Origin of the sequence: Mesorhizobium sp. ES1-4, from assembly GCF_020164745.1 — a bacterium.
In the GTDB taxonomy this organism is placed as follows: domain Bacteria; phylum Pseudomonadota; class Alphaproteobacteria; order Rhizobiales; family Rhizobiaceae; genus Mesorhizobium.
In genome coordinates this window covers 49,065-63,103 of record NZ_JAIUGV010000012.1, presented here as the reverse complement: position 1 = coordinate 63,103, position 14,039 = coordinate 49,065, and the positions used below count along the sequence as shown (strand labels likewise).

Annotated in this window: 12 protein-coding genes; 8 read left to right on the top strand and 4 right to left on the bottom strand. The window is 58.2% G+C overall.

What is annotated here, in order from left to right; genetic code table 11:
* Positions 1 to 90 precede the first annotated feature (90 nt).
* Positions 91 to 1,110, bottom strand: a complete 1,020-nt coding sequence (locus LB556_RS22540) for an amino acid ABC transporter substrate-binding protein (RefSeq protein WP_224569924.1) — start codon at positions 1,108 to 1,110, stop codon at positions 91 to 93.
* Positions 1,111 to 1,659: 549 nt separating this feature from the next.
* Here LB556_RS22540 and LB556_RS22535 point away from each other — a divergent pair.
* From LB556_RS22535 to LB556_RS22525, 3 genes are all read left to right on the top strand, one after another.
* Positions 1,660 to 2,931 carry a Glu/Leu/Phe/Val family dehydrogenase gene (locus LB556_RS22535; RefSeq protein WP_224569923.1) on the top strand — a complete coding sequence of 424 codons (1,272 nt, stop codon included), beginning with the start codon at positions 1,660 to 1,662 and terminating at the stop codon, positions 2,929 to 2,931.
* Positions 2,932 to 3,074: 143 nt separating this feature from the next.
* Positions 3,075 to 3,767 (top strand): fumarylacetoacetate hydrolase family protein, encoded by a 693-nt coding sequence (locus tag LB556_RS22530; RefSeq protein ID WP_224569922.1) that lies wholly within the window; start codon positions 3,075 to 3,077, stop codon positions 3,765 to 3,767.
* Positions 3,768 to 4,056: 289 nt separating this feature from the next.
* On the top strand, positions 4,057 to 4,995 hold the full coding sequence (locus tag LB556_RS22525) for a LysR family transcriptional regulator (protein ID WP_224569921.1): 939 nt from the start codon (positions 4,057 to 4,059) through the stop codon (positions 4,993 to 4,995).
* Between the two features lie 120 nt (positions 4,996 to 5,115).
* Here LB556_RS22525 and LB556_RS22520 read toward each other — a convergent pair whose 3' ends face one another.
* From LB556_RS22520 to LB556_RS22510, 3 genes are all read right to left on the bottom strand, one after another.
* Positions 5,116 to 5,757 carry a carbonic anhydrase gene (locus LB556_RS22520; RefSeq protein ID WP_224569920.1) on the bottom strand — a complete coding sequence of 214 codons (642 nt, stop codon included), beginning with the start codon at positions 5,755 to 5,757 and terminating at the stop codon, positions 5,116 to 5,118.
* Positions 5,758 to 5,988: 231 nt separating this feature from the next.
* Positions 5,989 to 6,678 carry an RraA family protein gene (locus LB556_RS22515; protein ID WP_224569919.1) on the bottom strand — a complete coding sequence of 230 codons (690 nt, stop codon included), beginning with the start codon at positions 6,676 to 6,678 and terminating at the stop codon, positions 5,989 to 5,991.
* Positions 6,679 to 6,690: 12 nt separating this feature from the next.
* Positions 6,691 to 7,911 (bottom strand): pyridoxal phosphate-dependent aminotransferase, encoded by a 1,221-nt coding sequence (locus tag LB556_RS22510; RefSeq protein WP_224569918.1) that lies wholly within the window; start codon positions 7,909 to 7,911, stop codon positions 6,691 to 6,693.
* A 692-nt stretch (positions 7,912 to 8,603) separates the two neighbouring features.
* Here LB556_RS22510 and LB556_RS22505 point away from each other — a divergent pair.
* The 5 genes from LB556_RS22505 (at position 8,604) to LB556_RS31875 (ending at position 14,032) form a co-directional block, all read left to right on the top strand.
* The gene (locus tag LB556_RS22505; protein WP_224569917.1) at positions 8,604 to 9,449 is read left to right on the top strand and encodes a substrate-binding periplasmic protein; all 846 of its coding nucleotides are present in this window, start codon (positions 8,604 to 8,606) and stop codon (positions 9,447 to 9,449) included.
* Between the two features lie 108 nt (positions 9,450 to 9,557).
* A complete protein-coding gene (locus LB556_RS22500; protein ID WP_224569916.1) occupies positions 9,558 to 10,223 on the top strand; it encodes an amino acid ABC transporter permease in 666 nt (221 codons plus the stop codon).
* Between the two features lie 28 nt (positions 10,224 to 10,251).
* Positions 10,252 to 11,016, top strand: coding sequence for a LamB/YcsF family protein (locus tag LB556_RS22495; protein WP_224569915.1), 765 nt, complete (start codon positions 10,252 to 10,254; stop codon positions 11,014 to 11,016).
* Complete coding sequence (locus tag LB556_RS22490; protein WP_224569914.1) at positions 11,013 to 11,771, top strand: 5-oxoprolinase subunit B family protein; 759 nt, start codon at positions 11,013 to 11,015, stop codon at positions 11,769 to 11,771. Before LB556_RS22495 ends, LB556_RS22490 begins: the two co-directional genes overlap by 4 nt.
* On the top strand, positions 11,768 to 14,032 hold the full coding sequence (locus LB556_RS31875) for a 5-oxoprolinase/urea amidolyase family protein (RefSeq protein ID WP_318011301.1): 2,265 nt from the start codon (positions 11,768 to 11,770) through the stop codon (positions 14,030 to 14,032). The genes LB556_RS22490 and LB556_RS31875 overlap by 4 nt, the downstream gene beginning before the upstream one ends.
* Positions 14,033 to 14,039 lie beyond the last annotated feature (7 nt).

Sequence of the window (14,039 nt, the reverse complement as noted above, 5' to 3'; positions counted from 1 at the left end):
CAAGCAAAGTCACAGGTCGGCCCGTGTCCATCCGGGCCGTACCGTAAGTGCCATGCAACGCAGCTTAGGGCGACGAATAGGATCGGCGGATCATCGGGCCGGCGGGGCGTACATCAGCCCACCTTTATTCCACAGAGCGTTCAGGCCGCGATCGAGCTTCAAAGGCGTCTTGGCGCCGAGGTTGCGCTCGTAGATCTCACTGTAGTTGCCGACCTGCTTGACGATGTTGACCGCCCATTTGTCATCGAGATGTAGCGGCTTTCCGATGCCCGCCGTCACGCCCAGGAACCGCTGAATGTCCGGATTCTTCGTATCCTTGAACGTGTCTACATTCTGGGAGGTGATCCCCCATTCCTCAGCCTGGAGGGTGGCGAAAATGCTCCACCGGACGATGTCGAACCATTCATCGTCACCCTGGCGCACCGCCGGCGCTAACGGCTCTTTCGAGATGCGCTCGGGTAGAATTTCATAGTCGGCCGAATTGGGCGCGGCAGCGCGAACCGCTGTCAGCGCGGAAGCATCATCGGTGTAGACGTCGCAACGACCGGAGAAGAAGGCCGCGTTGACCTGCGCCAGGCTGTCGATGACCACAGGCGTGAACTGCATGTTGTTGCCGTGGAAGTAGTCGGACAAGTTCAGCTCGGTGGTTGTGCCCGGCTGGACGCAGATGGTGGCTCCATTCAGCTCCTTGGCGCTTTTCACGCCAAGCTTCTTGTTCACCATGAAGCCCTGGCCATCGTAGTAGGTCACGGGGCCGAACAGCGCGCCCAGTTCGCCTTCTCGTGTGATGGTCCAAGTGGTGTTGCGGGACAGGACATCGATCTCGCCCGACTGCAGCGCGGTGAATCGCTGCTCCGAGCTGAGCGGTACAAATTTTACCTTGTTGGCGTCGCCAAGCGCTGCTGCGGCGAACGCTCGGCACATGTCCACGTCGAGGCCAACCCACTGGCCGCCGCTATTCGGAATGCTGAAACCGCCAAGGCCAGTGTTGACACCGCAGCGGACGTAGTCGTTTTTCTTGATCGTATCGAGCGTAGGGCCAGCGTGTGCGGCGCTGGCCATTAAGCTCATACCGATCACCGTGCCGGCGATCGTCAGGATCGTCTTCATAAGCTTCCCCTTCGTTTTTTTTTCTGGTGTGCGGTCGAACAACCCCCGGCGTTACCAAAGGGGCTATCCACCTTGTTCTTAAGCGAAATTTGCGCGCCCTGAATCTAACTTTTCCAAGATTCGGACATCGGCTTTCCTAGGTTCCAAGACGCTATTGAGGTGGCGAAATGCGCGTGAAGCTGAGCTTGCGAATTCTTGAGAAGCCGGCCCAACAGTTGGGCAGGCAGTCGCTTCTTTCGCTGCCACTCGCGATTACATCCGAGCAATGGAAGAGCCAAGAATTCATATTCTGCGCTGGTTGAAGAAACAAATAGCGATGTTTCCTTCTGAACCGGGGACTCATAGGTTCGCGAGCGGCTCGACCCCCAGGGCGAGCCCCGGAAGACGCACATAATGGATTTTCAACTACAATGTACCGGCTAATAAATAGCGCCGACCAACCTTCGCACTGAAGGAAGCAATCGACTTTCTAAAGCGAATGTTTCGAGCGGCTCGTGAGCAGGCGCTCCGTCTTTCTCTATTTTATCAGCAGGACGAGAAGGAACCCTGATGACATCCTCGAATATATATTCGGGCAGTCCCGTATTTGGTATGGCGCGACAGCAATTCGAGCAGGTCGCAGACCATCTTGGGATACGCAGCGACGAGCGCGAACGCGTGTTCATGCCAAAGCGCGTCCTGGCGGTTTCCTGTCCGATCCATCGAGATGACGGCACGGTCGCGGTATTCCAGGGCTACCGAGTACAGCACCACCTCACCCTCGGGCCGACGAAGGGCGGCACGCGTTTTGCCGCCTCTCTGAACGTCGGAGAGGTCGCCGCGCTGGCGGTATGGATGAGCTGGAAGTGCGGTCTGGTGGGCTTGCCTTATGGCGGCGCGAAGGGCGGGATCGCGGTAGATCCAAGGCTGCTTTCGCCCAGAGAGCTGGAGGCTTTGTCGCGGCGCTATATGCAGGAGATGATCCCTTTTATTGGTCCGCATGTTGACGTCATGGCGCCTGATATCGGCACCAATGAGAAAGTCATGGCTTGGTTCATGGATACCTATTCTATGTATCTTGGGAGGACCGTTAGCGAAGTCGTGACAGGAAAACCCGTGTCCGCTGGAGGAACGGCCGGCCGCCGCGAGGCAACGGGTCGCGGTGTGAGTTATCTCATCGGACGGGCCTGCGAGATGATTGGACTCCCCATTGCCGGGGCAACCGCGATCATCCAGGGTTTCGGCAACGTTGGTTCCGTCGCAGCAGCGTCACTGGCCGATCGCGGCGTGAGGATCATAGGCGTTAGCGATGACAGCGCGGCGTTCTTCGATGAGCGCGGCTTGGATATCGATGACATTGTCTCGCACCAGGCACGACACGGCAGGCTCTCCGACTACAAGAACGCGACAGCGATCGCCCCCGAGCAACTGCTTGTTCAGCAATGCGACATCCTCGTCCCCGCCGCGGTCGAAAGGGTTGTCGACAGCCATAACGCATCACACCTGAAATGCAGGATCCTTGCCGAAGGAGCAAATGGGCCCACGACGCCGGAAGCCGACCGCATCCTGATGGAACGTGGCGACGAGATTTTCGTCATCCCTGATATTCTGTGCAACTCGGGAGGGGTGATCGTTAGCTACTTTGAGTGGGTCCAGGGAATACAGCAATTGCTTTGGGACGAAGCCGAGGTGATGGACCGGCTGTACCGAACCCTTGAACGGTCATTCCAGGCGGTCCTGGCTAAAGCCAAGGCCGAAAGGCTCACACATCGGGACGCTGCGCTAGCAATCGGTGTCGCAAGAGTGCTTGAAGCCAAGCGAACAAGGGGGTTGTTCCCCTAAGCCAGCCTCCCCTGAGGAAATGACGGCGAGAAAACGTGATCCTGATTGCGTTCGCGACATTCCCCACATTGAGGTCTGCACCTCCAATACCGAAACGAGCGGCTCTGCCAGCGGCTCCAACGCCAAAACCTGAGGCCTTCCTTATGACCTACGTCTTAGCGCCACCCGCTATTGTGAGCCTTCCTGTAGCGGGCTCTGACCTGCGTTTTCCGGTGAGGCGCATCTTCTGTGTCGGGCGCAACTATGCCGAACATGCTCGGGAAATGGGCTACGACCCGGAGCGCGAACCGCCCTTTTTCTTCGACAAACCCGCCGGCGCCTTGATCGAGGGCAACGGAGACGTTCCCTACCCGAGCCAGACGAGCCGGTTGGAGCACGAGGCTGAACTGGTGGCCGCTCTGGCGCAAGGCGGGCGGGATGTAGATCCGTCCAGTGCGCTGGACCTTGTTTGGGGATACGCCATCGGCAATGATCTGACGCGTCGCGACCTGCAAGCCGAAGCGAAAAAGCTCGGGCGACCGTGGACCATGGCGAAGGGCTTCGACGGGTCCGCGGTTTGCGGCCCCATCCATCCCGTGGCACACGTCGGCCACGTCACGAGCGGGCCAATTTCATTGAGTGTGAACGAACTGGTGCGACAGAGTGGCGCCATATCCGATATGATCTGGACGGTTTCCGAAGTCATCGCCGCTCTTTCGAAGCTGGTCGAGCTGAAATCCGGCGACTTGATCTACACGGGAACACCGTCCGGCGTCGGGCCCCTGGTGCCCGGTGATATCGTGGAGATTAGCATCGGAGTGCTGGGGTCCATTTCGAACCGGGTGCGGCATCGGTAGATGCTCTCTGCCACCATGGTCGTTGACAATCCGCAATAGGTCGGCAGGGCAGCCAAGGACGCGATGAGTGGGGTTGGCCGGCCGACCGTCATCATAGGCGCTTGATACCTACACTGAACGCCATCGGCCGCAGCCAGCGTTCAGCCTATTCCTGTCGCCGGCCGTGCAGCATCTCGCGTCAGTGGGCATTCGGGCGCACTTAACGATCAGGCGCGTTTTCATCCCTGCAATTTCATATACATTTGATTGAGACGATCTTGCCGACACGGCTTTGCGCCAGGGAGAGGCTATGGATACGCGCTTCATCGAAAGCTTTTTGGCCGTGGTTGAGACCGGATCAATAGCGGCCGCCTCGCGGCGATTGAATCTGACTCAGGCGGCATTGGCGCAACGGCTGAAGGCCTTGGAGCGGGACATCGGCGTCCCGCTCGTTTCTCGGGTTGGTCAAACCGTTAAGCCCACCTCGGCCGGCCTTTCGGTAATCGAACGGTCGCAAGAACTGCTGTCGACGGTGCGGCAGATACGCTCCATTGCCATGGAAGATGCAAACATCGGCGAGTTACGGCTCGGAGCGATCTCGGCTGCTATGATAGGAATCATCCCGACCGCTCTGGGGGATTTTTGCAAATCCCTGCCAAACGTGACGGTGCATCTTACTCCGGGTGTTTCGGAAGCGCTCTACCAGCAGGTTCTTGACGATGCGCTCGATGCCGCAATCATCATACGACCTCATCACTTCGCCATACCTAAAACGTGTAGCTGGCAACTCCTTCTAGAAGAGGAGTTCATCGTGTTGAAGTCAGCGGCCATCGCGGCCGACGACGGAATCGAACTGCTTCGGGAACACCCTCTGATCCGCTACGATCGCCGCCATTGGGATGGGCAGATCGCCGATCGTTACATGACAGAATTGGGCATTCAGCCTCAGGAGCGTTTTGAGATGGATGGCATAGATGCCATCGCCGCTCTGGTTGAGAAAGGGCTCGGTGTTTCGCTCGTGCCGAATTCGTATCCTTTAAGAAATATAGGCAGCAAAATTGTCAAAGTTCCGCTGGGAGGCGGACAGCCCTTTCGTGAGATCATATTCATATCGAACCGTTCCTCGCCGAATTCCCGCTTCCTGGAGATCTTCTTCCAGTGCGCAAAAGCCAGCGTCGCAGCCTCTCGCTGCGATAGCCAAGGGTCGATGGAGATCGCTTACACAAAGGACGGTAAGCAAGGTTCGTAGTCGACCGACGGCGTCAGCGCAAATACGCGTCATCGGCGCTGGTGCGCATGATCGAGGATAGCTGCTGCAGCAGTGCCGCGAGAAGGAACCGCCGCCCGATCCGAAACGTCACGCCTCCGTTTACAGCTCCGGCCGCTCGAAATCGCCGGTGTCCTTGTTCATCACCCAGAGCTCGCCGGTCGAAATGTCGAACCAGGCGCCATGCAGCGAGAGCCGCCCCTTGCCTTCAAGGATCGAGACGCTAGGGAAGGTCCTGATGTTGGCGATGGAATAGCGGATCGAGATACGTTCCAGCGCGGTCTGGCGCTCGGTTGCCGTCATCATGGTGCTGGACGACACGGTCTCGGCCGCCGGCGCGATCAGGCTCATCCACTTGCCGATGAAGTCGCCGGGCGACAGAGGCGCGGAATTGGTGTCGAGCACGGCGCGAATGCCGCCGCAGCGGCCATGGCCCATGACAACGATGTTCTTGACCCTGAGACTTTGCACGGCAAATTCGAGCGCGGCCGACGTCGAGTGGAACTCATTGTCGGGCTCATAAGGCGGCACCAGATTGCCGACATTGCGCAGCACGAACAGCTCGCCCGGGCCGGCGTCGAAGATGGCTTCCGGGGCGGAGCGGGAATCGCAGCAGGCGACGATCATCGTCTCCGGCGCCTGGCCTTCGCGCGCCAGCGAACGGTAGCGGCCGCTTTCGGTCGGATAGCGGCCGGTGATGAAGTTGCGATAGCCGATAAGGAGGTGCTCAGGGAGGCGGGACATGGGCGAAGGGAGCCTTGCGTCGACTTCTATCTATGGTTCACCCGACGCCGACATACAAACTCCCCGAGTCCCCGTATCCGAAGCGTGCCCTGCTTCGGTTGAGGCACGCCGATCTCTACTTGATCCGAGATGACTCTCGGCAGAGCCTGGGCGGCAAATCCCGCGCGGAGACCAGAAATTCGTACGATCTCCCTCGCCTCTCAACATAGACATCCATACTGGCCAATGTGATCATACATGACCGTATTTCGAAAGTGCCTCTGCCAGCGAGAGACCCTTTGCCAACTCCTCTCTGATCAGCACTTCCTTTTGAGTGAGCGTCTCTGCTTGACAGAGCACATCTTCAAGGCAATCGATGGGGACGACGACAACGCCGTCGGCGTCTCCCAGAACAAAATCGCCAGGATTGATCGTGACGAAATCGGTGGTGGCGCCGCGAACATAAATGGGGATTTGATTTGCCGTAACCTTCCAACGTCCGATGGACTGGACTGGCGTACGGTAGCGCGCGAATATCGGAAACTGATGCATTCCGAGCCAGCTCACATCTCGGATACCACCGTCGACGATTGCGCCTACGCAACCGCGCTCCTTCATCCCGAGCGCTATCAATTCGCCGAAGTAGCAGATTCCTTGGCCATCGCCACTCCATACCGAGACTTCGTTCGACGATATGCCGCTGCAGGCTCGCATTTTCTCTGGGTCGCCGGTGCCCTCATAAGGGGTCATCTGCCCTCGTATCGTATACGCGAACCCCGCAACCTTGCCGCCATCCATTGGGTAGGGAGCGAAATCCGCATGCAGCGCCTGATTGGGTCTTCCCACCATATCCAGCGCGTCCATCACGTTGGACGAATCGACGTTCAGAAAACGCTGTCTGACCTGGCTGCGATATTCGGCGTCCGAGATTGTCGGTTTCATGGCTCATTTCCCTCATCTTATCCGTTGGGTTGGTGTCAGGCGCGCGCATGCGGCCGCGATCGCCTCACAAGCTTCCTCAAGGCGCTCCAAAGGCTCGCCAATCGAAATGCGAAAATAGGGAGAGAGGCCAAAGGCCGAACCCGGTACGACGGCTACGCCTGCCTCCTCGAGAAAGTAGGTTGCCAGGCTCACATCGCTGTCGATTTCAACACCCTTCGGTGTCCTGCGGCCTATAAGGCCGCGACAGGACGGGAAGAGATAGAAGGCCCCGCCGGGGTTCAAGCAACTCAGTCCATCAATTGCATTGAGCCTATCTCGGCACTTCGTCCGACGTTCGTCATAGGCTGAAAGTTGGCTTTCCAAGAATTCCATCGGCGAAGACAGGGCCACGCGGGCGGCTTCCTGGGCAATCGAATTGGGGTTGGACGTGGAATGCGATTGCACCGTGGTCATCGCAGCGACCAGATCCTTGGGGCCGGCGCCGTAACCGATGCGCCATCCGGTCATGGCGTAGGCTTTGGAAACGCCGTTGCAGAGAAGGGTCCTCTGGCGCAGAGCCGGCTCCAAAGCGACGATCGTTTCATGCGTTCGCCCGTCAAAGAGAATATGCTGGTAGATGTCATCGGATAGGATGAATACGTCCGGCCACGCCAAGAGTTCTTCACTCAACAGATGCAGCTCCTCCGCCGAGTAACAGGAGCCCGAGGGGTTATTAGGGTTGTTGATGATCACCCATTTCGTTCGAGAAGTTAGCGCCCCGCGCAGCTTCTCGACCGTGAGCTTGAATTCAACGTCCTCTCCACATTCGACGATGACCGGCTTGCCTCCAGCCAACCGGACCATCTCAGGGAATGATACCCAATACGGCGCCGGGATGATGACTTCGTCCCCGGAATCAACGGTTGCAAGAAAAGCATTGAAGATGACCTGCTTAGCGCCCGTGGATACGATGATGTTGTCCAGGGAATAAGATAGGCCATCCTCCCTTTTGAACTTCTCAACGATCGCCTTTTTGAGCGCTAGGGTCCCATCTGTCGCGGTATACTTCGTGAGGCCAGCATCAATCGCCGACTTGGCCGCACTTTTGATGTGCTCTGGGGTATCGAAATCAGGCTCGCCCTCCGACAGCCGGATGATCGACCGGCCCTCGGCAGTCAGTTCGGCTGCGCGTTTGGTCACCGCGGTCGTAGCGGACGGAACGACTTTGCGAATACGATTTGCGAGCACCGACATTTGAAGCCTTTTGATTTCCTGGAGCGATTTCGCCAGATTTTGCTGCGCTCGCAACCAAGTGTGCCTTTCTTCTGAACGCAGTTTTTCCTCGTTGTGTGAAACGGACGTCCGGTTTCAATTTCTGGGAGTTGTTCGAAGAGGTGAGTTCGGGTTCTCGCAAGCATCTTCGCAGTTCAGCGAGATAGACGAACGCTAGGTCTGTGTCAGCGACGATTTTGCTGATTTAGCCGAGACACTGAACTCATGCATCGCCACGCGATGTACTCCGGTCAACGACAGAGTGGAACATCAATGATGCCCGCAATCACAGGGGCACGCACCAATGGAGTATCAGATCATGATCGGCACCACCGGATAGATCCTACCGTTTGACTCGGTTTGCACCGTTAATTTGCAAAAGCAAACGCGAGAGTGCGCCGTACCACTTGGTCCACTATTAATGATCAGGTGAAAACAACTTTCGAGCGCTGCTTCCTTTCGAGCGACAAGACTTGGCCAAAGAGCTTGGAGCGGAGTCGAAGGACCGGCCTTTGGCCAGGTCCAGAAACAGGAACCAAAGCGCACAAAAGACCGACGCCCCATCGGTGACGGGGCGGCGGTCCATCGAACAATCGGCTTTCCATCAACCTCCGGAACCGACCAGTCCCGGGTGCCGTGGAGGCTATGTCTCAAACTGATCGGAGGATCCTACAATGAAAATTCGCACAACAAGCATGGCAGCGGTCGCAACACTGGCCTGCGCGTTCGTGCCCGGGACGACGATGGCTCGGGCCGGAGATCTGCTCGACGACGTGAAAGCAAGCCATGAGATTGTCGTAGGCACCGCCAATGAGGCGCCGCTGTCCTTCATCGATCCGAAAACACATGAAGGAGCCGGCGCCCTCATCGATATTTTGAAGGAAGCTTTGAAACGGGAAGGCATCGATGCCAAGGCCACCATGGTGGGGATGCCGTTCTCCAGTCTTATCCCCGCAGTCCAGAGTGGTCGGATCCAACTTATGGGCGATGCCATGTATGTACGCCCACAACGGCGCGAGCAGATGGACTTCACCAACGGCATCTTTTTCAATCCTGAATCTCTTGACGTCCAGGCAGGCAATCCAAAGAACCTTCATAAGATCAGCGATCTCTGCGGTCATCCGGCCGGCACCTACCAAGGGACCTCCTACCTGGAGACGCTGAAGAAGGCGTCAGCAGCCTGCCCGGCTGACAAGCCGATTGACGTTCACACCTACCCAACGATCCAACATGTCTTGGCTGATCTGGCGGCGGGCCGGATTGATGCCGCCGTGGTTGACTCGTCGCTCTCGGCCTACGCCTTGAAGCAGACGCCCTCGCTCGGCTTCGAGCTCGTCGCGGACTTCGTTCCAGAGGACAAGGCCGACACCATGTGCGCTTTTGGCGCTGCCAAGGGCCAAAGCGACAAGTTCCTCGACGCCTTCAACAAGCAGTACGCCACCATGCTGGCCGATGGCACGGCCGCGAAGATCTTCGCCAACTACGGCCTGTCGCCAACCGACTTCTTCCTCAAGCCTTGACTGCGGCGGCGGCTGGGATCCCGCACACGCGGAACCCAGCCGCCAATCGCCATGGCCTTTTCCTGCCAAGCACGGCTCGACGAGTGCGCTACGGGCAATTGTGAGAGAATGAATCACCTCATCAACGACTACATCGAATGGTGGCCGCAGTTGTGGGCCGGCTTGCAGCTCACGGTCGGGCTGACCTTCGCCAGCATGGCCGTCGCACTAGCAATCGCAATCACGCTTGCCCTGGGCCAAATCCATGGCGCCCCTCGTTGGGCGCGAATATGCTCTGTGGTCTTTGTCGAGCTTATCCGTGGGACGCCGCTACTATTGCAGCTCTTCTACATCTTCTACGTCTTGCCCTATTTCGGCATCAAGCTTTCACCAATCGTTGCCGGCATAGCGGGCCTCTCGATCAACTATGGCGCATATCTGAGCGAAGTCTTCCGAGCCGGAATTGAGGCCGTTGACCGTGGACAATGGGAGGCATCAAGGGCGCTCGGCATGCGCTCACTTCAGTTCGTCCCGCTTGTGATCCTGCCCCAGGCCGCACGGATAGTCCTTCCACCCACCGGAAACTACTTCATCTCCATGTTCAAGGATACGGCCCTCGTATCTACAATTTCACTTGGGGATTTAATGTTTCGAGGCCAGTTAATTGCATCTGAAACCTTCAGTTACATAAAAATATACTCGTTTATATTTTTAATATACCTGGCCATTAGCTACCCGGCCAGCCGCGCGGTGGTGGGATTGGAGCGATACCTGCGCAGAGGCCGCAACGCTTGAAGAACGACCTATGCCAATGGAGGCTGCAATGCCCAAGTCGATTGACTTGAACTCTGACCTTGGCGAGGGCTTCGGGCCCTACAGCTTTGGCAATGACGAGGCGATGCTGGCCATCGTCACGTCGGCGAACATCGCGTGCGCATTGCACGCTGGGGATCCGGAAATAATGGCGCAGACCTTCGTTCGCGCCAGGGAGCGAAACGTCGCGATCGGCGCGCATCCAGGTTTCCCAGATTTGTGGGGTTTTGGTCGACGCCGGATACCATTTTCAAATGGCGAGATAGAACGATTGATTGCCTACCAAATCGGTGCCGCCATTGGCGTAGCCGCACTGAGCGGGCAAAAGATTGTTTACGTGAAGACCCACGGAGCGCTCGCGAATATCGCGGCTGCGGAACGCTCGGTGGCGGATGCAATCGCCAGGGCAGTTCGATCCGTGGATCCGTCACTGTCGCTGCTCGCCACAGCGTTGACCGAGCAAGTTCGGGCTGGCGAAGCCGCAGGTTTGCGGGTGCACCAAGAGATCTACGCAGACCGAGGCTATGATGAAGGCGGGCAGCTTATCGCGAGAAGCGCGCCCGGTGCGATGATCGAAGACATGGACTTGGCAGCGTCGCGGGTCCTCGCCATGGTCGAGGGCGGCTCGATCATCACGGCGAGTGGAAAGTTGCTCGCAACGCCGATCGACTCGATTTGCGTGCACGGTGATGGCGCCCATGCGGTGAGCCTGGCGAGACGAGTCAGATCTGTAATGGAAGAGGGCGGCATCGCCCTGGCATCGTTTATGACATGAAAACCGATCTCAATACCGATCTGCCGCGTTTCTACGATGCTGGTGAAGCAGCAATCGTTGTCGAATTCGGGACTGTCGTCGACCCCCTAATCAATGGCCGGGTGCTCGCGCTGGACAGGAAATTGTCAGGCCTCGGCCTGATCGGCGTTCGTGAACTTGTGCCGACTTACCGATCGCTGATGGTGCAGTACGATCCCCTGGTCCTTCCCAGGTATGCCTTGTGCGAGACCATTGCAGACCTTGTCTCGAGCCTGGATGAGACGGAGCTTTCGAATCCCGGAAAGCTTTGGGTCCTTCCCTGCTGCTATGATCCGTCATTCGGCGAGGATCTCGACGAGGTGGCCGCGCTAACGGGACTTGCCCGCGACGAAGTCATTTCCTCGCATGCGGGCGCGCAATACCGGGTTTACATGTATGGCTTTGCGCCCGCCTATTGTTACCTTGGCGGTCTGGCTGAACGTCTCTCTATCCCCAGGCGTCAGCGACCGCGTCCGCCGCATGCCGCAGGTGCCGTTTTGATCGGCGGCGGCCTTGCATCGATCACCACGTTCGCGATGCCTACAGGCTGGTATGTCCTGGGACGCACGCCGGTCAAACTTTATGACCCCCGACGGTCGGATCCTTTTCTGGTTCGGCCGGGCGACAGCGTCAAATTCAGCCCGATAAGTCCAGATGAATTCCTGGACCTGGATGCCCGAATTTCCTCCGGAGAATCCGTTGCCTTGGCGGGCAACGTTGCGGGGGCTCCGCAATGACCGCCATTCTTGTGCATCAAGTTGGTCCGGGGGTTTCTTTGCAGGACGGCGGCAGGAATGGCTACCTCCGGTTCGGTATCAGCCATGCCGGGCCCATGGATGCCGTCGCTCATGCGCTTGCAAATCTTGCGGTAGGCAACGATCGAAATGCCACGTCGATCGAGGTTTCGTTGGGTGGTATTGATTTATCCAGCACCAATGCTGCCCTGGACATCGCGGTGGCAGGCGGAACATTCACGGTTACCCGTGACGGCAAGCCGCTGCCGTCCGCCTGTAGACTTACGCTGAAGCCAGGAGAACGTCTCAAGATCGCCGCCGGCGAAGCGGGATCGTGGTGCTACGTGGCGGCAGCAGCGAGGTTTGACGTGCCCGAAGTCCTGGGCTCCCAGGCTACGCACACCCGTAGCGGCTTCGGGGGAATGAACGGCCGATGCCTGGTCGATGGTGACCAAATCGGCTTGACCGATACGAAATCATTTTGCGCTTCCGAGGGTCGTCTGCTCGCAACCTGGTTGGAGAGACCGGCTGAGACGATCAGAGTTCTGGCTGGGCCACAGCGGGATTACTTTGATGCCGAGCAATACCAAGCGTTCTTAAAGGGTCCTTGGGACATCACCGCACGCAGCGACCGAATGGCGATTTTCTTAGATGGTCCAAGGCTACGGCATTCCCAGGGATATGATATAGTTTCCGATGGCATCGTCATGGGATCGATTCAAGTCCCTGGCGACGGCCTGCCCATCGCGCTGATGGCCGACAGTCAGTCGACCGGCGGGTATCCGAAGATCGCAACCGTGATTGGCACGGATCTGGGATCGTTGGCGCAAATGCGACCGGGCAGCAGAATTCGCTTCGCTGCAGTGCCCTACCACGAGGCGTTGGCAGCTCGAGCCTTGTTGGAGCGGCATCTCGCGGACCCAGTCGAAGTTGAACCATTTGTCAGGACTGATTTCACTGCGGAGTTTCTATCCGCTACATCGCTGACGGACGGACTGCACCAGTCATCGAGTACGGCAAGCATTGATCCGGATACTATCCACGCGCGGGGCCGGCTAACCGTAACCGAACGGCTCTCGCTTCTTTTTGACGATCCAACCTGCGTCGGCGCCGACCACGGTAACGCAGTGGTCGCCGAGGGCCTCGTGTACCGCCAATCAGTTCTTGCCTTCGCGAAAAACCCGGCGAGCAATGGCGGAACGATAGGAGTGCGCGAGGCAGATGCGCTCATGCTTTTGCGAATGCGGGCGCAAACTGAGCAACTGCCGCTCATTGTTCTCTACGACGGCGCGGCCATTGATGCTGACCACGCAGGCGCGGGCTTTCGGGCATTCTCGGCGGTTTCGGATCAGCGGGCACGCGTGGCTGGTTTGGAAATTGCGGTCGTATTCGGCGAGAGTGTCGGCACAGACGCCCTTCTAGCCTCGCTTGCCGACATCGTCGTCACGACGGGTACGGAGGCAGGCGTGTCTCTAGCTGGCCCGGAGCTGGTAAGGCGGGTTTCGAACGAAGTCGTCTCACTTGCGGACTTAGCCTTCGAGGAAGGTATCGCCAGTGTTCAGTTTGATGATGAGGTCACCGCGATACTCGCGCTGAGGCGACTTCTTTCGATGCTCGTGGATCAGGGGTCAACGCGGCTCCGCGACCCCGAAGAGAGAGACTCGCCGGGCCTTAACTACCTAGCTGGCCGCGCGTCCTACGACATGCGCGAGATACTCAAGTCTGTCGCCGACTATGGCGACGTATTCGAGTTGAAGGCTCAAACGACATCAAGCGTCATCACTGCGTTGATCCAGATGGATGGCTTCACGTGCGGCGTGGTGGCTAATCAGCCGCTCGTCAAGCTTGGTCTATTGACGACCGAGGGAATGGGCAAGGCCGCGGATTTCATTGCCTTCTGCGCTCGCCGGCGAATTCCCCTGCTGCGGTTTCTCGATTGCCCTGGAATTCTGCCTGGGAGGATGGAGGCGCGCAACAGACCACTCTCAGCGGCAGCGCGGCTACTCGAGCTCGAAGCTCGATTGACCATACCGCCTATAACAGTGGTCACGGGAAAGGCAATTGGACTTGCCGCCGTCGTGATGGGAATGTCGTCGACCAGTGGCGGTCGCTGTCTTCGCTGGCCGCAAGCTGCCATCGATATGCGGGACGGGCGAGACGGCAAAACGGAACTCGAGCACCGGAACCTGGAACTGATCGTCCCGGGCGAGACTCGGGCACACATCATCAAAGCCATTCGTGAGACGATGGAAGCAAGAAAGTAGCAATGCA

Excerpts from the sequence above, each read along its gene's own strand:
- LB556_RS22540 (WP_224569924.1), bottom strand. The coding sequence starts at position 1,110 with ATGAAGACGATCCTGACGATCGCCGGCACGGTGATCGGTATGAGCTTA.
- LB556_RS22535 (WP_224569923.1), top strand. The coding sequence starts at position 1,660 with ATGACATCCTCGAATATATATTCGGGCAGTCCCGTATTTGGTATGGCG.
- LB556_RS22530 (WP_224569922.1), top strand. The coding sequence starts at position 3,075 with ATGACCTACGTCTTAGCGCCACCCGCTATTGTGAGCCTTCCTGTAGCG.
- LB556_RS22525 (WP_224569921.1), top strand. The coding sequence starts at position 4,057 with ATGGATACGCGCTTCATCGAAAGCTTTTTGGCCGTGGTTGAGACCGGA.
- LB556_RS22520 (WP_224569920.1), bottom strand. The coding sequence starts at position 5,757 with ATGTCCCGCCTCCCTGAGCACCTCCTTATCGGCTATCGCAACTTCATC.
- LB556_RS22515 (WP_224569919.1), bottom strand. The coding sequence starts at position 6,678 with ATGAAACCGACAATCTCGGACGCCGAATATCGCAGCCAGGTCAGACAG.
- LB556_RS22510 (WP_224569918.1), bottom strand. The coding sequence starts at position 7,911 with ATGTCGGTGCTCGCAAATCGTATTCGCAAAGTCGTTCCGTCCGCTACG.
- LB556_RS22505 (WP_224569917.1), top strand. The coding sequence starts at position 8,604 with ATGAAAATTCGCACAACAAGCATGGCAGCGGTCGCAACACTGGCCTGC.
- LB556_RS22500 (WP_224569916.1), top strand. The coding sequence starts at position 9,558 with ATGAATCACCTCATCAACGACTACATCGAATGGTGGCCGCAGTTGTGG.
- LB556_RS22495 (WP_224569915.1), top strand. The coding sequence starts at position 10,252 with ATGCCCAAGTCGATTGACTTGAACTCTGACCTTGGCGAGGGCTTCGGG.
- LB556_RS22490 (WP_224569914.1), top strand. The coding sequence starts at position 11,013 with ATGAAAACCGATCTCAATACCGATCTGCCGCGTTTCTACGATGCTGGT.
- LB556_RS31875 (WP_318011301.1), top strand. The coding sequence starts at position 11,768 with ATGACCGCCATTCTTGTGCATCAAGTTGGTCCGGGGGTTTCTTTGCAG.